The following is a 20,652-nucleotide window of genomic DNA, read 5'->3' on the forward strand; positions in this document are numbered from 1 at the left end:
CGCTATTTGGTGGCGCGCTTCTCTTCGATGATCGTCTTGAGGTACTCGGCCTTCGCGTCCTGGCCGTCCATGGCCTCCTGTGTCTGGCGGATGGCATGGTCCAGCTCGTCGAACCTGTCCTTGTTCTTGACGCGATTGAGGCCGGCGATGTCGCGCTTGAGCATGTGCAGCGCGATCCCCTGCTGGAATTTGGCGTTGGTGACGCTCTGCAGAAGCTCCAGAATATCGGCGGCAGGATCGTCCTCGTAGAAGATTACGATAGTGTCGCGGTTGAAGTTGATATTTCCGACTGGCTTATGCGCCTTCAGGAACTCGTTGGCTTTCTCTTGGCCGTCAGGGAGCTGGAACGTAGCGACTTGAAGCATGATTTAAGAGTGAACTTGTAATGCGCCCAGTGTACCATGCGGCGTTACAAAGCAGGGTTGAGGGGTGGGGATAGTGGCAGACGATAGCCCTAGGAACGTAGGGGACAAACTAGAGGATTTTGCGCGGAATCCGCTGTACGAGAAGCGTGTGGTTGTTTTCTATGACGTACTCGGATGGCGAAGCGAGATTGAGAAGGCCGGAGCTGACCAGGAGAAAATCGGTAATCTGCGCCGTATGATCCTATCTCACGCTAGGGTGCTTCGCATGCCGGTGCAGGTGCCAGTTAACGTCAGCACATTCTCGGATAACATAGTGATTTCGACTCCCGTTCTGGACGGAAATGTCCCGTATTTTCTCCGCTCAATCGCCGCTATGCAGCTCATGACTGCCGGAATGCATTTTCTCTTGCGGGGCGGCATCACCATCGGCGATATTTACCATGACGATGAGGTCGTATTTGGGCCAGCATTAAATCGTGCGTATGAATTGGAATCGAAGATAGCGGTCGTGCCGCGGATTGTCTTTGATGCCGAATTGCTTGAGCTGGGAGATGTTAGCTGGTTGAGCGCATGCGAAAACGGCGTGCATTTTCTTGACCCATTCACAAACCAGTTCATGCAGCATTGGTTGGACAATTCGTCCAACCGCAATCACAGTGGGGCGAAGTTCGATGAGGCGGGCATCCCAGCGGCGGGCAAGCTTCCTCCGGTCCCCGCGGACGTTGGTCTGCAGGTGATTTTAAATAGCCTCAAGCCACGACTTCGCGAGCCGCTTTCCGACAAGAACTATGGCAAGGTAACTTGGCTCTTCGACAGAATAGCTCAACGTCTCGGTCAGCCGCTGTCCAGCTCTTATCCTCGCGTTCGGTCGAAGGATGCAGTATAGTGCCGATATGCCGTATATTCTCGCCTTCCTTGCAGCATGCTGGTTCATCAGCCGCTTACGACGCTAATTCTCTTTCTTAGGCGTCGACATAAACGTTTTGATGAATTTGCCCGTCTTGGTGTTTACGCCAGTTGGGCCTTTTGCCGCCGGCACCGAAGTAACCGAAGAGGCGGGTGGAGTGCGCGGACCCATCGGGATCGAGCTGGCCCCAGGGAGAGCCAAGCGAGTATCGCGCTCCATGCCTGCCCGTTTCATGAAATCGAGCACTTGCTGGTAGGCGGCGGGGTCCGCCTTCTGCAGATTGCGGAGAAGGAGAGCGCGTACCGGATTGCTGAAGGTTGAGCGTTGGAGCAACTCAGCGACCATATCGCCGCCAAGTGCACCAAAAAACGTGCCGAGCGGCCCACCCGATGACCCAACAGCGGCGCCGATGATCCGACCCGAATACTTGCCTAGCCTTCCGCCCTTTACCGTTTGGCCATCGAGAGTGCGCAGGAATTTCTCAGCGTCGTATATGTCGCCGATATGCGCATTTAACTCATGTATCCCGAAAGCCTCCTTTGGCACGGTGGCCTCAATGTCATCTTTCATTGCCCGACCGATCGCATAATTGATATCGCTCTGGAGTGGCTTCGAGGCGTCAAAGGGCGTCTTACCCCACTTGCCGCGCTTGATGGCATTAGCCTGGCGCAGCGTTATCTCGTCGCCAAAGCTCTTGCGATACTCGGCGAATTCCCTGCGGATGCCGGCTTCAAAGTCGCCTGCCGAGTTATTTGCAATGTTGCGCTCCGTGCGTACATTCTTGATGGCGCGCTGCTCTAGGTCGGAAAGCTTGCGGCGCGGCGTGGACTGCTCCAGCTCGGCCAAGCCCATATCCAAATGGTCATTGAGGGGGTCCGCGGAGGCGTGCAAGGCATCGGCTTTCTCGGCCGTTACCATCTTGCCGCCTTTTACGTCGGGCTTGATGTTGCGCTCTGCAAGAAATCGCACGGGGTCCTTTCCGCGAGTCTCGGATCTGACCAGCACCTTTTGCGAATTTCCATAAGCGGCCTCCCGGATGTCGCTTTCCAGTGCGGACACCGCTTTGCTTTGAAGCTTGGTCGGCGCAACGGCCCGTGAAGCTGCTTTGGCCGTGTCCATCGCAGCGTCTAGGGTTTTAGGAAGTATCCGTCCCGCGGTTGCCGCACCCTTGGGTCCCGGCGCGAGGTTTAGGTATTCCTGAAAGGCCTTGATGTCGCGCTCAATAGAAAGCTCCGGTGACGCAGCTGCGGCCTCTTGAAAGAGCTTGGTCTTGGAAAGCGCCTCTGCAGGCTTGGTAATGATGGGCGCCGCCGCCTTTGCGCCGACGGCCAGCGCGGACTTCAGCCAGTCGGGCACGGCAGCTTTTACGCCTTGGACGAAGGGGTCTACCGCGGCGCCTACAAACTGGCCGCCCGCTTGAAATGCCGAGCGAGCAAATCCCTGCTCCCCCTTCGTATTCGCGTCAGAGATGCGGTTAAGCTCGGCTGTCCGCGCGGCCGTTGCTTCCTTCATGCCTGTGTCGAACTTCTGCGCGACGCTCGGAGCGGGAGTTCTGCCGTATTTGGCGTCGTACTCGGCCTGGGTCATCCTCACGGGCGCAGCCTTAGCCGCTGCGGGCGGCTTGCCGAACTTCTTCTCGTATTCGGCTCGGGTCATTTGTATGGCCATACTAGTCGATGATTTCTACCTCTTGGCCATCGGGCGCGGTGACAACGTTGCCGCCTCCGCTTGCAGAAGCGCCGGTGCTTTCAAGCTTTTGGATGACGCGGTCCAGCTCAGAATTGAATGCCTTCTCGCTCATGCTGGTGTCGAGCGAGGAGCCGATGCTGTTGAGGAACATGAGGTCCTTATCCGACATCGCGCCCTTGAGGAGTTTAAGGTTGTCGAGCGTCAGGTTGGATTTGAGCGACGCTACCTTGGCCTCGAATGCTGTGCGGTCGCCCTGCCAGCCCAATGCCTGGCCGAACGGGACAAGCTTCGCGGCGCTTGCTCCGACTGCGCTGCCCTTGCCGACTGCAGTGTCTGATCGCAGTTCCTTCGCGAGTTCCAACGCCTCGTTCTTCTGCTGGGCGGCCTGCGAAGCAGCTTGCGTCGTGGCGATCGAGGAGCCCGCATAGATGGTCTTCAGCTTGCTCATGTCGCCGTCCCATCCATCGGGGATGGCCACGATGTTGTCGCCTATCTTTTGGAAATTCTTGTACTCGGTCGGTAGGCCGCCCGGCACCTGCACGGTATCGTAGGCAATCTTGCCGGTGAGGGGGTTTTGGTAGGCCTGTATGAAATGGTCGCCTACACGCACAGGAGAGCCCACCAACTGGTCTTTGGGACGGTTGACCGCGAATAGCCCCTTGAGGGCCTCCTCAGAGCCTCCTACGGCCTCCAGGGCATGGTTATAGACCTCGCTGTTGGCTGCACTGTTCTTAAAGCTGTCGAAATCTACGAGGCCGCCCTGTGCCATAAGCTTGATATTCTCGACGGCCTTACCCTGCGCCGCTGTGCGGCGGGCGACGATGTCGTTCGCGTTGGCAGTGGCGTCTTCCCTCTGTTTCAACGCTTCGTCGCGGGCATCCTTAGAAATCTGCGAGTAGAGGCTCTGCAGGTCCAAAAGCCTCTGATTGTTGACTGCCTGCACCTCCTTATCGTTCTTGTCGATCGTCGCGCCGCGCGTGCGGCCCGCCTCGGTTGAGCCGGTCAGTCCCGAGAGGACCGAAATGGCGTTGTCCTGGGCGAGGCGCTCCTGGCCAATCACGCCCTTCGCCGCAACCTGGTCATCATAGGTCTTGTTGATGGCGTCGATGGCACCTTGCGATCCGCGGCGCATCTCCTCGGCGATCTGGTCGGCGGTCTTGGGTGCAGTAAATGTGCTGAGATAGCTCTCAGCTGCATCTGCGCCGGTGTCAACGGTGCGCTTGACCTTGATAGGCGAGGGAGCGGGGGACGCAGGTGCCGCGCCGGGCACAAGGGCTGCCGCATTCGCAATCGCAGTCTTCTGCGCGTCCGTCGTCGGCGCGAAAGACTCAGTCAGTCCCTTCGATGCCGCCTCGGGGTCCTTGTAAGGGGTCGGAGTCGCCATGTTACCAGCGGACGATCAGGATACCTGATAAGCCAGAGCCGCCCGAGCCGGCTGCGTTGTCGTTGTTCATTTCGCAGCCGCCTGAATGCCCGTTGCCGTACCCCTGCCCGGCGCCGCCGCCTGTGCCTGAGCCGCTCCCCCAAAAGAAGGGCGTTCCGAAGCGCGACGTGCCACTGATGGCCACGCAAAGCGCGCTGCCGACCGCGCCGACCGAGCCTAACGCGCCCGGTATCGCGATGTCGCCTCCTGACCCGGTATTCGCGGCGGCATTGAACCGACCCGAACCAGCTACCATGAACGTACTGAAGCGGGAGGAAGTCCCATCGCTGCTTGCCGTGCCGCCAGTGCCAACCGTCACTGCCACCGACGTGGTAGCGGACACGTCGATAATGCCGGCGCGGTACTCGCCGCTAGATCCCGGGCTTCCTGTGCAGGATGACGAGGTACTGCAGCCGGAAGAGCCACCGCCGCTGCCCACCATCTCGACCGAGACTTTCTTGACGTTCGTCGGCACGAGGAATGTGCCGGAGCCGGTAAATACCTGGACGTTCTTGCCAATATCGACGGCGTTGAAGCTGCCGATGACGGTAGACGACGAGAAGGTGTCCGTGCCTGCGAAGGTGATGTTCTTGCTGATCGTTGTGGGCAAGAAGCCTTGGTCGATAAGGCCGTCATTACCAGTTGAGAGAACACGGCAGGGAGCCGTGGCAGCGTTGTAAGTCGATGTCGCTAGGCTAGCAGGGACAACGAGTGGGCCAGAACCGCCGGTCACAGTCGAGCTTGCGGCTTCGCAGCCAGTTGCAAGCTCCACAACGCCTTTTGAGGCCGTAGTTGCATCGATCACGCCTGCGCCAGCGAAGGCCAAGCTGTCGGCGTACTCTTTGTCCGTCAGGTCGCTGGGCAGCGTCGGCGTGACGCCTGAGGCATAGTGCAGCGTATTGGGATAGGTCTCGGTGCCGTTAGCTTGGTTGCGAAGTATCTGCAGGACCGGGAAATCGGTGATCTTGACGTTGGCGCCGACGCGGTGCGCGAACTTCAGCGCGCTGTTACTGCTGGTGCCCGTCGCCGGGTCTAAGCCGCGCGTAAGGCTGGAGACGCTGGTGCCCGACACCGTGCCGCACATGTACTCAGCGTCGGTCCGGCCCTCGTCCACCGTGAAGCAGTTGTAGCCCGAGAGCGAGCTGCCTCCGCGCACGCTGTTGGCGACGAGGGTGAGGCTCGTGTCAGTTGAGCTAATGCGGCTCTGCAGCGAAGTCTCGAACACGGCCGGGGCAGAGGGGAGCGCCGTACCAAGGCTCGGCTCGTGAGCCTGAGGGGCAGGTTGGACGATGCCGAAGAGGGAGCTGACAAAGGCGGCAACGCCGACGAACACTGAAACCATGGCGTGTAGCATGCCTCACATGGTACGTAGGCACCGGGCTTTGTAACGCTGATCGTCTTGAAGGAGGTTTCGCAATGGCGCTCCTATCTAGTAAGGCCCAGTCGGAAGTTGATAGAGCGAAGGATGGGATTGAAGACCTGCAAGAATGCAGCGGAAATCTAGATGGATTTAGCAATGGTTTGGTCCTTTGGACCTCCGAAAAGGAATTCCACAAGCTTGGTCACTTGATTGATGCGCATGTGGCCGCGATTACCGAAGTAATAGAGGGTTATCTGGGTAAAGACTCGCGCGAAACCAACCTACTATTAGCGCGTATTCAGCTACGGAAGGTTCCATCGAACTTGGATCAGGATGGGCTCGTAAAGGCACTTCGCCAAAACATAGTCAAAGCCCAAGAGGCGCTTAAGGACGCTGTTGACCTCCTTGAAGAGAAGATCGCTCGCATCAAAAGCGAAACTACCGCAGCACCTTCCGCGAAAGATGCGCCGATAAAGAAGGACCCTGTCGTCGTGCTCAAGCCAACGCTTTGGGGGATGAGCATCGACTTAGGCGAGCTGTGGCGCCGGTGGCGTGGACGCTAGACTGTCTTGACCGGCAAGCTCCTGCTGCCTTTGTCGCGAATATCCTTGTACGTGTAGCTGTTGATGGCCGCGTGCCCGATGTTGAGCGCCTGGAAGCGGGCGCTGATGTTCTGAAACACGTCGGTGTGGATCGGGAAGGTCACGTCGAAGGGATGCGCGGTGGCTTCCCCGCCGCCGCCTATCACATGCGTGCCGATCGTCTCGCTGCCGATCGTGGTGTTAATTCCTTGGTCCACGTAGGCGCCGTCGCCTTCGATGGTGAAGACCTCCACGGGCGTACCGTCGTCCAGCACCAGCGATACCGCGATATCCTGATCGCGCTGAATGAGACCCGTCACCCGCATGAGATGCGCGCGCTTAAGCCTGTCGGTCCCGAGATTGAGCTGCCCGTCCTGCCAGTAGTTCTCTATCGCGGCCTCGTCGTCGTCAAAGCCTGAGAAAAGGGTGAAGACGTTGTTGGAAATCGGGTCGCCCGCGATCAGCGCGCCGTTGAATATGTCGAGGCAAGAGGCTCTAAAGTCCAGCCGGTCTATCGCGTGCGAGTAGACGTTCCGCACGTACATGACCGAGTTGTAGGCGTCTGCCACGCCGTTGGTGAATGCCTGGCAGCACACAATCTCGTAGTCGCCCCAGCGGAACGCCACGGCGTAGTCGAAGGCGTGGACGCTGAGGTCTATCGCGTCGAAGATGCTCGTCGGCACTATGGTGAGGTTGTTGGTGTTCTGCCCGATCTCCAGCCGTCGCACCTTCGGGTCGTTAGGGTTCGACACGTCGATGCAGAGTATGCCGTCTGGGGTCTCTTTTGCCGCGCGCGGGTAGGGGATGCCGATGGCGCGGTAGGGCAGGTTGGTCGCAGACGTGTCGTCGATAGTCGTGGTCACAGCCCACGTCTTCAGGAGATGAAAAGCGTACTCCACATCGAGGAACGGAAGCACCGCCATGAACGCGCCGCCGTCGTCCTGGCGGAATATCTTGGCCTTACCCGCGCCGGTCGAGCTGGTATCGAAGTCCAGAGGGCCGTCGCTCGTGGCGTCTTCGGTGTAGTAGCTGCACGTAATGGCGGTAGGGCTGGTCGGGGCTGTTGCGAAAGTCACCGACACTGCGCCGGTCGCGTAGTTGACGGTCCCCGTGCCGCCCGCGCTTCCCACCATGTTTCCATTGCGGTCGTCGGTAAAGGTCTCGGTGCCGTCAGTCACCGCCACGTACATCGCCGTCTTCTTGGTGCCGCTAAGCACGGCGAGAGTATGCGCGAAGGTCTTAGTTGAGCCGTCTCCCGTGCCGTACGCCTCGGCCGTGGTCTGCGTGTACAGCGACAGGTTCGCCTTATCGATGTCGGAGAGGTAGAGGCCGGTTTTGTCGAGGTTGCCCGCCGTTGTGCCGTTGCGCTGGCCCGCGAACGAGCGTCCTTGGCCGAAGCGCAGCACGCCGAAGCGGAAGCTGTTCGTCGCCTGGTCGACCGCGCTCGCGGGATTGGCCACCGGGATCTTGTAAATGCTGCTGTTCGGCGAGCCCGCATACATCATTGAGCCGCCCAAATTGGCGTAAGGGGAGAACCAGCAATCCTCGCCGTCAGCCGCCACGGGAAGGATGTTGCTGCCTACCTCGGCGCGGTCATCGGTCGCCGCGTTGTAGTATTCGATCTTGCGCCCTCGGCTCCAGAACGGGACCTGCACGCCATCGTAGCGCAGGCCGACGCCCAAACCGGTAATCTTGCCCGCGCCATCGACGCGCGTTTGACCGAGCAATGCGCTCCCGCGTCTAAGCTCCATATGGTCGCCGTACTTCCCCGTAAGCCAATTGAGGCTCTGCGTCGCCACGCCGGGCTTGAGCGTCTTCAAGTCTTTGATGAAGGTGTTGATGCCGGAGAACTGCGAAACCGTGTAGTCGGGGATTCTCATACAGCTTGGCGAATGCGTTTAGGTTGCCAATACCCGGAGGTATCCTTACGCCGCCTTCGAGCGCGGTCTCCTTGGTTGTGCCGCTTGTAGTTCATCAGAGATTGATTGCGCCCGGCCTATCGCCATCTCCCTCCTGATAGGGATCTGTGTTCTGTTGAGATTGGAGCTGCTTCTCGTTGTCCCAGCCTTCGAGCATCTTGATGATGGCGTTTGCCTGGGCTCGGTTGTCGGGCGCCATGCGCGCGTTGATATCGTCATAATCCACGCCGCCCTTGTTGATAGCTACCGCGTAGAAGCCCAAGAGCGGATGCACCCAGCTCGGGAACATCCACGATGAGCTGTCGTCGTTCGTTATCTCAGGGCTGTCCTTGATGTGGTCGATATAGAGGGTGCCGGCAAATGAGACCGTGCCGTTGAGGTAAAGCAGCTTGTTCGCCTCATCGTAGACGAAGGTGCCGGACGTGTCCCGATACTCAAGCCGCCTGTCAAAGGGTACTTGTCTGAAGTACTGGATGCCGCTGGTGCCATCGAACAGCTTGATCGGCGTCTCGCCATAGAAGCGGTTAAAGCGTTCGACGGTCGATAGGTCGATAGCGGTCTGCCACGTGCTCGCGGTAGCGACGCTCTTGGTCGTGTCGGTATTGCGTAGGAGCATCCACGGCCGCTGCTGCTCCACCATCGCTTTCGCGAGATTGATGAATTGGAAGATGAGGGTCGCGCCGATCGAAGCGCCGCCGTTTATCTCTGTCGAGAATGTCTCAAGTTCTGGTCCGGTCATGCCGCAATGGTACGCTGGCACGGAGCTTTGTAACGACTGCGGCCGATTGCCTCTCAGGTTGTTTTGCGATAAAGTTATTCCTTTAAATGGAAGGATAATAGCAATGCGCTGTTTTGCTTTGTTACTATTGATAACGGCAAGTCTAACAACCGCGACAGCCCAGCCAATTGGTCGACCCGCTGAGCCCGCTCCGTTTCCGAGCACGCCGCAGAACTCCGCCATATTGCAGCCCTTCACCATTGAAAATGCCGGCCGTGGCACGGTGATAAAGCGGTACAACGTGAATCCTGGGCCGGCACTCTCTGATCGCGTCTTCGACGCAGTCCGCCTCGCAGGTCATCCCTTACAAGGAACGCTTGCACGTGAGGTAAATCAATGGGTGGTCGTTGCCACGCGCAACGCCAATTCGCCTACTGCTACTGTTGGCATAAGTGGAACGTCATTTAACAACCGATGGACTCCGAGGCATCCCCGAAGTGGAGCAATCTTGAGCCGCAATGGATTTGAAGTCCGGATTAAGCAGGGCTTTGTGGTGCTGGCCAGTTTCAATTTAGGCTTTACTGGAAACCTCAACATTTGCCGGCAAGGACCAGACTCGGTTGTTTTTCAGCCGATCCAAATCACTAGCTTCCAATTCGATGTCATGGACAATATTGAAATCTGGAGCAGAGGCGAGCTGTACTACGGCTGTCCATAAAAACCGAATGAGCCGTGCGGAGTCGAACCGCAGCCGCCCCGGATAAGCCAATCAGGCTATGAAAAGCGGAGTTGCACCGCACGCGGGATCGAACTCGCGTTATCCGTTTGCCCTAGTGATGTTCGGACGGGCGCCGAACCCTCCGGCTCCCGCTTGAATTGTATTGCATTATCACGCAAGCTGCAAGCGTGGCGTGATAGGCCACTTTATGCAATGGAGGTATTGATGTTTCCAAAAGTTGTTTGTGCAACCCTGATGTCCGGCTTCTTGTTCACTTCGCCTAGCTTCGCCTGTCCCAGTGATCTAGTGGCCAATATGGTATGGATCAAGGCTAACAATCCCGGAGCAGCCGCAACCATTCGCGCCGGGGTCGCTAGTGGTGCTGTTGGAAATGTAGGCACGAATCAAATCATCAGCGGATTTAAGACGGGTCAAAGCCACGATCAAGGCATCGCGAATTCTATCGACTCCTGCTCGTTGATCGAAGTCCACGATGCTGCGAGACGAGCAGGCTACTAATAGTTTGTTTGACAACGGGGGGAGGCTGCTCATAGGCGCTCGTTAAGTTGCACCTATGAGCAGCTTGCAATCGTGATAGCTATGCGTGGCCTGGGTTTATCGTAAGCCCGCTCAATCGTGAGCTTCGCTATCTGACTGTCGTCTAAGTACGCGATGCCGGCGAGCGCGTCCAAGCTCAGCTTGTTGAAATTGTCGAGGTCAGCCTTTCGCTTTGTGCCGAAGTAGAGCGTGATCTCCACGGCAATATCGCCCTCAAGCGGCTTCCCCTTCCACTGCGCCCGCGCTTCCCACTGGTACTGCTCCTTCAAGGCCTTCCCTGCCGGTGTCATGTAGCGCTGGGGAAATCGGCCGCGGCAGGCTAAGCCGTAGATGTGTTGGGTTGATTTAGGCTCGCCGCTGAGGCGAATTGTCTGCATGTGCCGGAGGCAGGGATCGAACCTGCGGCCTGCGGCTTATGAGGCCGCCGAGCTACCGCTGCTCCACTCCGACCTCCCTAGCGTACCATGGCGTCGCTTAGGCGTTGTCCATCATTGCCTTAGCCTGGAGCCATTGCTCCTTCGAGAGGATATGCTGCGTAGGCTCTCCCTTCTCGAATACTTCCAGGACGTACATATCGCCGGCAGCATCCTTGAGCTTCTTGTAAGCCTCCTGCGGGATATGCTCCCCCACGGTCATGATCTCGTCGCGAGTACCCATAGGACTCACGATGTGCACAGTGCAGGTAATCTTCTTACTGAACCAACCCAAGTTCGTCCCCCTATGTGTCGAGCTAACGTAATTGAAAGGCGGGCGGCGATCAAAGAAAGAAGCCCCGCCGTAGCGGGGCTTTTGGGGGTTTTGGTGGTGGTTTGATGAGGAGCCGAGGCCCCAGTTTAGTGGGCGCGCACGGTCCACTTCGCAGGTCATCAGCTCTCAACGGGCTTCAACCTTCCGATAAAATCGGACGGTTGGTCGTCTACCCCGCCAGCGTGCCTTGCTGCTGCTCCGACGACGGAATCGCAGTCGTGCGTCCGTCGTTCATCGTACCATGCTGCAGGGGGCGGGCTATCGTCGCCCCGTGCATCCTCATGAACAGGTTGACCTGGTGCATGACCGTATAGCCTGCGTCCGGGTCGACCATCTCGTACCTCGCGCTGCCGTCCGGCAGCACGAACTCGTACTCAATGCATCGCATGGCACACGCCGTCGATCACTTGGTGGAGATCCCGCGTAATGGCCGGTTTCTCAGCCACGCGGCCCGCTAGCGCGAACGTAGCGGCATTGAACAGCCTCCACGCGCTACGGTCTCCCCAGTCGTGGGGCGGCTCGTCATAGGCTTTTAGCACCTGGCCGATTGCCTGCACGCCGATCACGTCCTTGCGATACATGGACATGATGGCGTGGTCGACCTGGGCCTCGTCCAGCATCGCCTCCTTATAGGCCAGCAAACGCGTATTCTGCGCCTGCCGCTGTTCCTTGAGAGGCACGATGATGTCGGAGAGCAGGGCCGGCAACTCGCGCTTGGCCTTAACCGTGTGCTTGCGGCGGATGACGTGATCGGCCGCGAACGCGAGGTTGTCGCAGACAAAGACGCGCGAGCCGAACGCAATCCCGATCGGCAGGGACTTGTCGTGGCTGTTGCGCAGTCCCAGCATGTCCGTGTAGTCGCCGTGCGGCGAGCGCAGGCACATGATGCCGAAGTACCGGGCGCCGTCGGGCGTGGTGGCGTGGTGCTCTTCGGCTATCTCGTGCTGATAGAAACCGAGCGTGTAGCGCATCAGCTCCACGATCTCATGGTGCGGGATCGGCACGTGGCTCTCGGTGGGCTCGGGCGTAGCGACGGCCCGCAGTTCGTCATAGGTCACGGCGTTCGCGCCGCTGTGAAGCATCAGCGTCATGATAGGCTCCTGTTGTGGGGGGACAGTCCTGCTTAATCATACCGCACGTTCGAGATGTGGTGGTTTGCGGCCTTGGCAACGAGGAGGGCGCGCATAAACTACGGGCCATGGCCTACATCGTCCGCACACGCAAAGGCTATTACGAAGAGCGAGAGAGCTATCGCGATCCCGTTACGGGTAAGCCGCGTTCTCGCTTCCTCCGCTATCTTGGTCGTAGGTCAGAAGACCTGCAGGTCCGGTACCAACAGATGATTGAGACCGCGGAGCGCAAGGGCGCGGAAATCGACGCTATGCAGCGAGAGAAATACGGAGAGACTGCCGGCGAGCGGCGCGAGCGTGAGGAGACTGAGGCAGCGTTCTCTCAGCATAGATTTTTGGAGGAGACTACAGGCCCAACGCCCGACGAGCCTCAATCTGCGCCAATATCTTCAGCAGACGACGCTCTTTCTTCTTCTGACGCGCCACAAGCAATTGATCCTGACGCTCCTGTTGGCTCAGACGACGCTTTGGGGAGCTAAAGGTCATGCTCGTTTTTAATGCGGCGGATAAGTTCATCGGGTCTGAAATCATGCGAGGGTTTAACTGCCCACCACTCGCCCTTGTCGTTGTGCATCGGTGTGAGTTTCATACGCTTTGGGGAGTTAGTCATTGCGGCCAATCTTTATCTGCTTCTTGCCACATTTGATGCATCGTCGTTCCTCCTGAAACCAGATGCCTACAAATCGTTCGTTGCGCACTATGTCGCCCTTGTCAGTCTCCTGCCATGCGCCCCATTTGTGGATTAAAAAGCAGTTCATATCTCCTTGGATTAGTTAGCGAGTAACTCCTGCCACCATTTCTCCATATCGCCGCCAGTGAGGATGAGGTCGTAGAAGCGGTGGGCATTTTCAGACCAGCCCGCCTCATAGTGGTCTGCCGTACCGATTGAAGTTACACGCATACCTGCTTTCTGTTCCCACCCCAACGCCTTACCCAACGCTTGCCAAAAAGTGCGGTCGAGGGCAATTGTCTGCCAATCCGATAGAGCTAATATGTTGTGAGCGTATAAGGACGCTTCTTTTTTATCGAGGCCTTCAAAGTGTTTCCAACCTCCCTCTATGGCCTTCTCTATCGCAAATTTGTCAATCATGTTTTTCAATGAGGATTTCTACGACAGTCATTAACTCGCCTATCGTCGCCTCCCTGCGAGTAGCGGTGCTTACTTGACCCTCCTTGCGGTACAGCCACCTCTTTAGGTTCTCAATTGTTTGTTCGTGCATCATATTTAATTAGTTAATCGAGTATCTCTGCGAGGAAGGCGATGCACTCGGGGGATTGGAGGGTGAGGTCGTCTGTTTCCCATTTCCAATCCCACATAACTTTCTCACACTTGCTGCTGCTCTTCGGCACGCGGGATTTACCGATCGCCAACAGCACGTCAGTGAGGCGGACAGGCTCCTCTATCATCCCGATGATGGGCGAGTGCACGTGGTCGAAGAACTGCCAATCCCTCTCCGAGTTCGCCTTAATGCAGGCAGCGCGTATCAGTTCTATGTCGTGGTCTCGTTGGGTCAGTAGTGTTTTCATACTTCAGAAAGTTAAGCGAGTAGCTCGGGGTTCTCGTAGATGTTGCCGATGACTAAGATATTTTCATTCCACAAGCCGCCGACGTATCCACCTGGATTATCGTCAAACTGTGCACCTCCAAGCCGATATCCAAGGTTGGGCTTGAACTCGATAGCTCGCACTTCACGAATCATGCCTCCAAGGTTGTTGTCACGGGCGTATTCTAGAATATCCCCTTCGTATATCTCCTTGCCGTTCTTGTCCTTGAGGCCGGTGAATTGCATGATGTCCCAGTTATGAGAATGGTTCACGAAGTCCTCGCCCCTTCCAACCATCGCGGGGTCGTCAAGTCTAAATGGTACAGACATTCTTTTGATGTTTTTGTCCCACGCCCTGAATTTGATTTCGCGTTGCATGTTAGTTGAGGCTAGCGGCTAGTATGTCCAAGCGGACCGCGGCGTAGCACACGAACAGGACTGGGAGGGAGAGCGCTGCGAGGTAAAGCTTTGTGGTCATACAAATGGGGTGCGGATGAGGGCGTTTAATGCTGCGCGTTGCTCGCCTCGGCGCCGGGGACCTGTGTCACATGCTGCTGCTAGAAGCTTGATGGTGCGGAGCGGGTTCGCTATCTGCTTGCTAAGCTGCACGTTCACTTTCTTTAGCTCTGCGGTCTCATGGCGTAGCAGGGCGGCGGGGAGGTCTCCTGCGCGGCCGTGGAAGTAAAAGATGCGGGTCATATTAGTGTTGAGACGGATAATCTGAGGGAGAGGGCGCTTTGTGGTTTACGTTGCAGTACAGTCCACCATGCGGGGCCTCGAATAAGGGAGAGCCGTCGCGGTCGCAATAAAGCTTGTCCTTGTTTTCAACCTTGCTAATCCAACCCGTTTTTGTTCGCAGAGAGATTTCCATATTTATTCTTGGTTAGCTGTTAGCGGCTCGCCCCAACGTGTCTCGTGCTCGGCAATTTCCTCTAAAGCGAGAACTGTTTTCTCTGAGAGGCTCATGCCGTCAGTGCGCTCTACAAACCCTGCCTTCGGATAATCGCTGGGGAGGTGCTTCACCTCTAGCTTGCGCGTGGTGTGGTCGTAGAACTCGCACCAGCCGCACTCCTTCTGGTGATCTACCATGAAGCAGTCGTCGCACTGTTCTTCACGCTGGCAGTTGTAGGTCGATGCTGTGCCATCGTATTCGCAGGTGGTCATTTCCATATTAGTTGGTGTTAGTAGGAGCTTTTAAATACTGGCGGCACTTGGGGCAGGACACCGGGTTCTCGACTTTCGGGGTCCACTGATAGAGGCAGTTAGGATTGGTGCAAGTGGTCATATTAGGCGAGGACAGTTACCTCATCGTAGAGCGAAATCGGATACCCGTTTACTTGAAGGGTGCCATCTTTTTCAGTAACCAGAAAATCATTTGTGCCAGCGTCACGTGCAAACAAACGAGCCCGAACCGTATCTCCAACTTTGACTGCGCGGCCTGTTAAATCTTGGTTCATAAGTAATTCGATAAACTGCTATATCTACATCGTACCTCATCATCATCATCACGCAAGCAATCCAAACACGACGCGACTGCTTGAAGTAAAAGTCAAGAGCGCCCCCGTAGGAGCGCTCTGTTGAGCCATTTTCAGGCTCGTTGCTTCAGAACGACGACATTACCAGCGACATACGGCAGGAGCTTCGAGGGGAGCTTGGCCGCTTCTACTGCGGCAAATCCAGCGATATCCCCATTGTCGTACCGCATGGCGATGTAGACCTTGCCGCGATACATGCCGATACCAAGCAACTCGGCGTCCGACTCGATGATGCCGAGTGCGGCCACCTCATGCGTATATTCCAATTTGGAAGCAAATGCCTGAGGATCGAATTCAGCGCGAGATGAGGCAGGTTGGCTCCTGCCTTCCGACTTCTCGGCTGGGGGCACGGTGGCACGTCCTTTGCTAACTGTAGATACAGTACTGTCACTGGTACTGTTCTTATTGTTTGCAAGCGTCATGCCGAACTGCTGAGCGATGAAGATAGCCGCGTCCTGCTGGCCGATGTCCATTACATGCGCGACCAGGCCGATGCGATCGCCGCCAGTCTTCTCTCGTTGGCAAAAGAATACGCCAAGCGAGCCGCGCTTAGATTTCACCTGCGGGGAGATGCAGAGATCGCGGTGATGGCCCGGATGAGCCGGGCACTCGCACCTCCACTGCGCGCCGCTGCGCCGGATGTCCAGGTTGAGCATTTGAGCGAGGCGTTCGATGGTCGCCAGCTCCTCCACTTCTTCAAACGGGATGAAGTTTGACGCCACTGTTGCCTCCTGTGATGTACGGGGATCTGGCGCAATTCTACCATGGTAAGATTGGGGGAGAGGCGGTTCGGATGTGGATGGGGGAAGTGGCGACATGGGCGTGCAATCTAGCCCAAGGGATTGTTGAAGGCACACAGGCGTCCCCGTTCCCCACCTGCATCTGAGCGGGAGAAAGAGAGTTTCAAATGGCGAACGCGCCAGTCGTTAAGTTTAGAATTGGCTTCGTCACGGCATCGGTCTGGGCCAATGACCGTCACTACAACGTGACCCTCAGCAAGTCCTACAAGGAGAAGGACAGCGACGAATGGCGTGAGACCGACAGTCTCGGGCACGGCGATCTGCTCAACGCGGCGAAGGTGCTGGAGCGTGCGGAGAGCTTCATTGCCGACCAAGTGTGAAAGAAAAAGCCCGGCTCAACTGCCGGGCTTCCCCTTTTCCTGCTCTCTGTATTCCTCAATCAGCCGCAGCAGGCGCTCGGCCTCCCTCAGTAGCTGCTCCTTGAGATTTGGCGGCTTCCACGGGCCTTGTATCACCATTGGCTCCCTCCTTCGGTCTGCGGCTCCATGTCTTCTTCGGCGTCTCCCCGCCGAACAGGCGGGTCAGCTCTTCTTCGCGCTCCCGTATCTCACGCGCCAATTCGTTCGCGCGCTCCAGTTTCTTCAATGCGTCCATGCAACAGCTCCATGAGGTTGAGCGTGCCGTCTTTCCCCTGCCACGGCACGATGAGGTTGTCTGTCGGCAGGAGTTTGGGGGGAATGCTGGCCGCGTAGAAGCGCGTTTTGCCCTTCTCGGGGAACAGGTCGATGAGCGATTTCGTGTCCGGCCTCGTCGTCAAGAACAGTACGCTCGGGGCAACCTGAAAGCCGAAGTGCGTCTTATAGGTTTCCGTCCGCAGGTACTCGCTGTAGCGCTCCACTTTGCTCTTGAGGCTCTGGCGGGCGTTCTGGCTGATGACGGGCTCGGTACCCCGGTCTACCTCAATGTGCAGGAAGATCGTGCGGCTCCCGTTGGAAAAGCCTCGGGTGATGTCGGGTTCAAGCTTGGGGCGCTCGATGCGGAAGGGATAGGATGCGTCTTTGGTGCCTTCGGGGCAGCGGTCGTCGGCTAAGATATGCTCCGGCCCCTTCACCTCGAACGGTGTACGGTCGAGCAGAAATTCAATCTCGCTTCGCAGGAGCCTGTGCTTGAAGTGGTCGTTGCCGCCCTGGGTGACGATGTCCCCGTGCTTGGCGAGGAGCATCCGGCCGCGCGGCTTCAGCTCGAAAACATAGAAGGCGTTGCGCGGGATGTAGGCGAGCTTCTCTTCCTTGGGAAGGTCGGGCAGGCCGATGTAGTGGCCCTTTGCAAGCAGGGTGAGTGCCTTGCGCGTACCCTGGTACTTGCCGAGCGCATGATAGATGAAACTGGAGGGCAGGAGGTCGTAGCGAGCAAGGAGCTTGAGTATCGCGATCTCGCGTTCGTTGCCGGCCGTTTCGTAGGTCGGCTTGCCTATCGTTTTGTAAGCTGAGTGTCGCTCCATAACAGGGAGGATAAGGCGGACAGCCCATTGCTGTCATCGGCACACATCGAACGTGCGCTATGTGGGTATCGTATCACGGGTTTTGCTCGGTCAGCGGCTCGTCGTCTATGTCACGGTTCGGCGGGGGGGCTTGGTAAGGATACTGAATCCCGAGGCGTGCGCGCATGCGCTTGTAGTCGTCGTACTCCATTTTATTCTGCTCCTTGAACTCGAAGCGCTGCACCGGGATGGTGAGCGTGGTGCGCTGGTTTATCGTCACTTCGACATCGCCGACCGCGATGCACTCGGAGTGGATGCTCGCGTTGTTGAGCGCCTTCTCTACGCCGGGGTCTACGCCGTCCTGCCCTTTGTATTGGTACGCCACCGTCATGCCGATGCGGGCTTCCCCGGCTTTAGTGAGTATCTGAATGAAGCTCTTGTCGTAGCGGAGATAGTCGGCCGCTTCGTCGATGTAGACGTAGATGGGCGTTTTATTGTCAAGCTTGGTGCGGCGCTGCATCACCTCGCGCAGCATGGCGATGAACAGGCGGCCCATGAGGTTCGTACCTTCGTCGCCGTTCTTTTCGTTGTCAGTATCAATGAGGAGCACCCTGCCGCCTTTGTGCAATTCGTTAAATAGATCGAATTGTCCGTCTCTATCTCCCCAGCGCCCCGCATTAAGGTTCTTGTAGAAGGGCGTGTGCTGCTGCTCGTTGATAAAGCTCGCCAGCCTTTCATCGAGGCCGCTCTTGGTGCCCGCGTGCAGGCCTTTGCGCGTCGTTCTAAACCAAGTGGCAACGTCGGGCGGGAAGTTCCCAATTTCGCCCGGTATAGTTTCCGCGTCCATCTGCACGTATCGCAAGAGCTGCGCCAAGCTTTTGTCCCGCGAGTGGAGCGTGGCTTCTACGAAGAAGGGCAACGCTCTCTCCTGGCCCGCAGCGGGGTCGAGGTTGCCGAGCATGTACGTGATGAGGGTCTTGGATAAGACCTTCTGCTTGAGGTCGATATAGAACGGGTTGAGCGGGAATCGCACATCGCTGTCGATGACGATAAGCCGCCCATCGAGAGACTGGCCGGGACCGAAGATCGACAGCTCACGCATGTGGTTCACCATACTCTTACTGTCGATGATAACGATCGAACACTCCCCCTTTGCAGCCCGCGCGAGGTCGTCGCGTATGAGGTGCCGCAGGAAGGTGGACTTGCCCTGTTGGTTGCGGCCAATGCACCAGTGATGGGCGCAGCGGTCGTTCTCAGTAAACGGGGCGAACGGCACCAGCACGTCAAGCAAAGTTTTAAGCGGAGTTCCCTTCAAGTAAATCTCGGCCATCTTGTCGGGCGGGCCTGTGTAGTCCTGCGGCTGGATGGGCGGCTGGCCGGGCTTGCTTATGGCATAGACGTTGCGGTTGTACTGGTTGGTGATCCACGTACACAGGCCCAACTCCTTGAGATGCGGAGCGCGGAACGGCTCTAGCATGTCAAAGATCATGGAAGGCGTCGGCTCCATCGCCTTTGAGAACGGCGCGGGTTCGGCTGGCTTGAGTTTGCTGATGTAGCCGGTCATTGACTGAACAATGGCTTCAAAGATGTAGCCGTCGGCCTTCGCCCACTCTGCCGTCTTCCTGTCCCACTCGGCTTGCGTAGGGTCGCCGTCTTGCGGTCTAGGCTGCGTTACTAGCTCGGGCGGCGTTTCCTTGACCGACCATATTGCTCCGGCAGTTGAGAAGATGAGATCCCACTGGGCTTCAGTCGGCAGGACATAGTTGTTGTCCATGATAGCGACTTTGAGACGGCCTTCTAACTGTCTTCGCAGTGGTGTGGGAGAGGGTGGAGCAGGCTGCGGGAGTTGCTGTATCTGGTACTTAGTAGAGTAATAAACCGCTGCAAACGTCGACACGAGCCACAACACAAGGAGGACGAGGATTACGTTGTGGTTCGGAAGAATAAAAGTTAGAGCGAGGCAAAATAGGCTGCCAAACAGAGCAAAAGTGTAAAAGTCTCCTGTTGCTTTGAATATCAGAGCTTCCCGGGGTGGAAGGCTTTCAATAAACTTCTCGTTCTCCACGACGTTGAGCCGGAAGAACGCCCGGACCCATCTCCAATAGGTCATATCTCCCTCCCGTTTTACGGGAGCCTATCGGGCAGCACATCAAGAGTCGAATCGGTCAAGGGGCTGGGGGAAGGGTGAACTAAAGTAGGCCCATGGCCTCTTTAACGAAGGTGTCGTGGCCATCCGTATCGGGCATCTTGCCGGCGTAGCTGGCTAACACTACCGCGTCCTCGTAGGTGCAGCCGTACCCGTACTTGTCAGGAATGGTTAAGAGCACCTGCTGAAGCTCTCTGGACACCTCGGAGAGCGTATTGAGCCCCACGGTCAGGCGTTGTTCCTCTATCAAGGACATGTGTAAAGGACACAGGTAGGCACGGGCATTAGCGACAATGATGTGTCCTTTATGTTGTCCGATTAATAGGCGGGCGAGCATTTTGGCGTCGGTCGGGTGCAGCGCGTCCAGGTCGGCAATAACGCTACGGTCAAAAGTGAAGTTCGGCTTGCGGGTGAGTACGCGCTTTAGCGCTGGGGAGAACAGCAAGTCGTCTACGGTTGCCAGCGCCTCCGCGATCGCGGGATCTTTACGATCGCCAGTGAGCTTGTGGAGAGGTGTAGTGTTGTCTCGCAAGAGTTTGGCGAGTGCACGCTTGCCATTGCGAACAGTGAGTGTGTTGCTTCCCTCGCCAGAGGAATAAAGTATCTCCGCAAAGTCGCGGACAGAGTAAGCGTTGCGCTCGATTGCGAAGGAATGGTTGCGCGGATTGAACCGTACCGCTTCGGGAAACTCAGCAGCAAATTGTTTTGCAAGACCGCCGCCGCAAATGAAAAGGAACGGCTCCTGGGCAGAGTGCAAATAGTTTTGTGTATGGTCGGCTGTACCTAAAAGTAGCATGGGTGGAGTTGTCGCGGTGAGTAGAGCTGTCTGCTTTGCCAGTTGCTCACGGGACTTCTCCACCGCGAAAGGAAGAACAGTCCGCTGTAATTTTATCACGCGGGAGCGGGACTGTAGTGGGTAAAGGACATTGTGCCCGCCAACTGTCCGTCGTGCGCGTAGCGCGCCGACCCAATGGGAGCGTGTCTCGATAGGACTCGAATGACTTTAGAGGCCAACTGGACTCTAATAGGCAAGCGAAGCTGCCATTGGGTCGGGGCGTGAGCCACGCGGACAGTTGGCGGGAAGTGTATGCT

At 57.3% G+C, this 20,652-nt stretch carries 23 protein-coding genes and 1 tRNA gene; 5 read left to right on the forward strand and 19 right to left on the reverse strand.

The window, feature by feature from the left end:
- Positions 1-2: 2 nt before the first annotated feature.
- Complete coding sequence (locus EDE08_RS03245; protein WP_131867093.1) at positions 3-365, reverse strand: hypothetical protein; 363 nt, start codon at positions 363-365, stop codon at positions 3-5.
- Between the two features lie 148 nt (positions 366-513).
- Between EDE08_RS03245 and EDE08_RS03250 the strand changes: the two genes are divergently transcribed.
- A complete protein-coding gene (locus EDE08_RS03250; RefSeq protein WP_131867095.1) occupies positions 514-1,251 on the forward strand; it encodes a hypothetical protein in 738 nt (245 codons plus the stop codon).
- A gap of 63 nt (positions 1,252-1,314) precedes the next feature.
- Here the strand turns inward: EDE08_RS03250 and EDE08_RS03255 are convergent, their stop codons facing one another.
- Genes EDE08_RS03255 through EDE08_RS03265 form a run of 3 tightly spaced genes read right to left on the reverse strand, consistent with a single transcriptional unit; the run spans position 1,315 to position 5,726 of the window.
- Positions 1,315-2,928, reverse strand: a complete 1,614-nt coding sequence (locus tag EDE08_RS03255) for a hypothetical protein (RefSeq protein WP_131867097.1) — start codon at positions 2,926-2,928, stop codon at positions 1,315-1,317.
- 13 nt (positions 2,929-2,941) lie between these two features.
- A complete protein-coding gene (locus EDE08_RS03260) occupies positions 2,942-4,345 on the reverse strand; it encodes a hypothetical protein (RefSeq protein WP_131867100.1) in 1,404 nt (467 codons plus the stop codon).
- Position 4,346: 1 nt separating this feature from the next.
- Complete coding sequence (locus EDE08_RS03265) at positions 4,347-5,726, reverse strand: hypothetical protein (RefSeq protein ID WP_131867102.1); 1,380 nt, start codon at positions 5,724-5,726, stop codon at positions 4,347-4,349.
- A gap of 74 nt (positions 5,727-5,800) precedes the next feature.
- Here EDE08_RS03265 and EDE08_RS03270 point away from each other — a divergent pair, with 74 nt between their 5' ends.
- Positions 5,801-6,307 carry a hypothetical protein gene (locus EDE08_RS03270; RefSeq protein WP_131867104.1) on the forward strand — a complete coding sequence of 169 codons (507 nt, stop codon included), beginning with the start codon at positions 5,801-5,803 and terminating at the stop codon, positions 6,305-6,307.
- Here the strand turns inward: EDE08_RS03270 and EDE08_RS03275 are convergent.
- Complete coding sequence (locus EDE08_RS03275) at positions 6,304-8,205, reverse strand: hypothetical protein (protein WP_131867106.1); 1,902 nt, start codon at positions 8,203-8,205, stop codon at positions 6,304-6,306. The genes EDE08_RS03270 and EDE08_RS03275 overlap by 4 nt on opposite strands.
- A gap of 94 nt (positions 8,206-8,299) precedes the next feature.
- Entirely contained in the window at positions 8,300-9,262 is a 963-nt protein-coding gene (locus EDE08_RS03280) for a phage adaptor protein (protein WP_131867108.1), read from the reverse strand.
- 208 nt (positions 9,263-9,470) lie between these two features.
- Here EDE08_RS03280 and EDE08_RS03285 point away from each other — a divergent pair, with 208 nt between their 5' ends.
- The gene (locus tag EDE08_RS03285) at positions 9,471-9,680 is read left to right on the forward strand and encodes a hypothetical protein (RefSeq protein WP_131867110.1); all 210 of its coding nucleotides are present in this window, start codon (positions 9,471-9,473) and stop codon (positions 9,678-9,680) included.
- Positions 9,681-9,905: 225 nt separating this feature from the next.
- On the forward strand, positions 9,906-10,199 hold the full coding sequence (locus tag EDE08_RS03290) for a hypothetical protein (RefSeq protein ID WP_131867112.1): 294 nt from the start codon (positions 9,906-9,908) through the stop codon (positions 10,197-10,199).
- A gap of 53 nt (positions 10,200-10,252) precedes the next feature.
- Here the strand turns inward: EDE08_RS03290 and EDE08_RS03295 are convergent, their stop codons facing one another.
- From EDE08_RS03295 to EDE08_RS03335, 10 genes are all read right to left on the reverse strand, one after another.
- A complete protein-coding gene (locus tag EDE08_RS03295) occupies positions 10,253-10,615 on the reverse strand; it encodes a RusA family crossover junction endodeoxyribonuclease (protein WP_131867114.1) in 363 nt (120 codons plus the stop codon).
- 1 nt (position 10,616) lies between these two features.
- A tRNA-Met gene (locus tag EDE08_RS03300) sits at positions 10,617-10,688 on the reverse strand.
- A 24-nt stretch (positions 10,689-10,712) separates the two neighbouring features.
- Positions 10,713-10,895, reverse strand: a complete 183-nt coding sequence (locus EDE08_RS03305; RefSeq protein WP_131867116.1) for a hypothetical protein — start codon at positions 10,893-10,895, stop codon at positions 10,713-10,715.
- Between the two features lie 259 nt (positions 10,896-11,154).
- A complete protein-coding gene (locus EDE08_RS03310; RefSeq protein ID WP_131867118.1) occupies positions 11,155-11,373 on the reverse strand; it encodes a hypothetical protein in 219 nt (72 codons plus the stop codon).
- Positions 11,360-12,076, reverse strand: a complete 717-nt coding sequence (locus EDE08_RS03315; RefSeq protein WP_131867120.1) for a DUF932 domain-containing protein — start codon at positions 12,074-12,076, stop codon at positions 11,360-11,362. Before EDE08_RS03315 ends, EDE08_RS03310 begins: the two co-directional genes overlap by 14 nt.
- Positions 12,077-12,460: 384 nt before the next feature.
- The gene (locus EDE08_RS38210) at positions 12,461-12,631 is read right to left on the reverse strand and encodes a hypothetical protein (protein ID WP_165935670.1); all 171 of its coding nucleotides are present in this window, start codon (positions 12,629-12,631) and stop codon (positions 12,461-12,463) included.
- Between the two features lie 253 nt (positions 12,632-12,884).
- Positions 12,885-13,214, reverse strand: a complete 330-nt coding sequence (locus EDE08_RS03320; RefSeq protein WP_131867124.1) for a hypothetical protein — start codon at positions 13,212-13,214, stop codon at positions 12,885-12,887.
- Positions 13,215-13,653: 439 nt separating this feature from the next.
- Positions 13,654-14,037: a YopX family protein gene (locus EDE08_RS03325; protein WP_131867126.1), complete on the reverse strand. Its 384-nt coding sequence runs from the start codon at positions 14,035-14,037 to the stop codon at positions 13,654-13,656.
- 495 nt (positions 14,038-14,532) lie between these two features.
- Entirely contained in the window at positions 14,533-14,829 is a 297-nt protein-coding gene (locus tag EDE08_RS03330) for a hypothetical protein (protein WP_131867128.1), read from the reverse strand.
- A 418-nt stretch (positions 14,830-15,247) separates the two neighbouring features.
- On the reverse strand, positions 15,248-15,916 hold the full coding sequence (locus EDE08_RS03335) for a hypothetical protein (protein ID WP_131867130.1): 669 nt from the start codon (positions 15,914-15,916) through the stop codon (positions 15,248-15,250).
- A 185-nt stretch (positions 15,917-16,101) separates the two neighbouring features.
- On the opposite strand from EDE08_RS03335, the gene EDE08_RS03340 reads away from it, so the two are divergent.
- Entirely contained in the window at positions 16,102-16,314 is a 213-nt protein-coding gene (locus EDE08_RS03340; protein WP_131867131.1) for a hypothetical protein, read from the forward strand.
- A gap of 227 nt (positions 16,315-16,541) precedes the next feature.
- On the opposite strand, the gene EDE08_RS03350 is transcribed toward EDE08_RS03340, so the two are convergent.
- The 3 genes from EDE08_RS03350 to EDE08_RS03360 all read right to left on the reverse strand — a co-directional run bounded on the left by EDE08_RS03350 (position 16,542) and on the right by EDE08_RS03360 (position 20,455).
- The gene (locus EDE08_RS03350; protein ID WP_131867135.1) at positions 16,542-17,435 is read right to left on the reverse strand and encodes a replication-relaxation family protein; all 894 of its coding nucleotides are present in this window, start codon (positions 17,433-17,435) and stop codon (positions 16,542-16,544) included.
- 73 nt (positions 17,436-17,508) lie between these two features.
- Positions 17,509-19,524: a type IV secretory system conjugative DNA transfer family protein gene (locus EDE08_RS03355; protein WP_131867137.1), complete on the reverse strand. Its 2,016-nt coding sequence runs from the start codon at positions 19,522-19,524 to the stop codon at positions 17,509-17,511.
- A gap of 79 nt (positions 19,525-19,603) precedes the next feature.
- Entirely contained in the window at positions 19,604-20,455 is an 852-nt protein-coding gene (locus EDE08_RS03360) for a hypothetical protein (protein WP_131867139.1), read from the reverse strand.
- Positions 20,456-20,652 lie beyond the last annotated feature (197 nt).

Origin of the sequence: Bradyrhizobium sp. R2.2-H (assembly GCF_004346455.1) — a bacterium.
Taxonomy (GTDB): domain Bacteria; phylum Pseudomonadota; class Alphaproteobacteria; order Rhizobiales; family Xanthobacteraceae; genus Bradyrhizobium; species Bradyrhizobium diversitatis.

Bases quoted from the DNA above. Each gene is read 5' to 3' on its own strand.
- EDE08_RS03245 (WP_131867093.1), bottom strand. From the start codon at position 365: ATGCTTCAAGTCGCTACGTTCCAGCTCCCTGACGGCCAAGAGAAAGCC.
- EDE08_RS03255 (WP_131867097.1), bottom strand. From the start codon at position 2,928: ATGACCCGAGCCGAATACGAGAAGAAGTTCGGCAAGCCGCCCGCAGCG.
- EDE08_RS03260 (WP_131867100.1), bottom strand. From the start codon at position 4,345: ATGGCGACTCCGACCCCTTACAAGGACCCCGAGGCGGCATCGAAGGGA.
- EDE08_RS03265 (WP_131867102.1), bottom strand. From the start codon at position 5,726: ATGGTTTCAGTGTTCGTCGGCGTTGCCGCCTTTGTCAGCTCCCTCTTC.
- EDE08_RS03270 (WP_131867104.1), top strand. From the start codon at position 5,801: ATGGCGCTCCTATCTAGTAAGGCCCAGTCGGAAGTTGATAGAGCGAAG.
- EDE08_RS03275 (WP_131867106.1), bottom strand. From the start codon at position 8,205: ATGAGAATCCCCGACTACACGGTTTCGCAGTTCTCCGGCATCAACACC.
- EDE08_RS03290 (WP_131867112.1), top strand. From the start codon at position 9,906: ATGTTTCCAAAAGTTGTTTGTGCAACCCTGATGTCCGGCTTCTTGTTC.
- EDE08_RS03295 (WP_131867114.1), bottom strand. From the start codon at position 10,615: ATGCAGACAATTCGCCTCAGCGGCGAGCCTAAATCAACCCAACACATC.
- EDE08_RS03305 (WP_131867116.1), bottom strand. From the start codon at position 10,895: ATGGGTACTCGCGACGAGATCATGACCGTGGGGGAGCATATCCCGCAG.
- EDE08_RS03310 (WP_131867118.1), bottom strand. From the start codon at position 11,373: ATGCGATGCATTGAGTACGAGTTCGTGCTGCCGGACGGCAGCGCGAGG.
- EDE08_RS03315 (WP_131867120.1), bottom strand. From the start codon at position 12,076: ATGACGCTGATGCTTCACAGCGGCGCGAACGCCGTGACCTATGACGAA.
- EDE08_RS38210 (WP_165935670.1), bottom strand. From the start codon at position 12,631: ATGAACTTATCCGCCGCATTAAAAACGAGCATGACCTTTAGCTCCCCA.
- EDE08_RS03325 (WP_131867126.1), bottom strand. From the start codon at position 14,037: ATGCAACGCGAAATCAAATTCAGGGCGTGGGACAAAAACATCAAAAGA.
- EDE08_RS03330 (WP_131867128.1), bottom strand. From the start codon at position 14,829: ATGGAAATGACCACCTGCGAATACGATGGCACAGCATCGACCTACAAC.
- EDE08_RS03340 (WP_131867131.1), top strand. From the start codon at position 16,102: ATGGCGAACGCGCCAGTCGTTAAGTTTAGAATTGGCTTCGTCACGGCA.
- EDE08_RS03350 (WP_131867135.1), bottom strand. From the start codon at position 17,435: ATGGAGCGACACTCAGCTTACAAAACGATAGGCAAGCCGACCTACGAA.
- EDE08_RS03355 (WP_131867137.1), bottom strand. From the start codon at position 19,524: ATGACCTATTGGAGATGGGTCCGGGCGTTCTTCCGGCTCAACGTCGTG.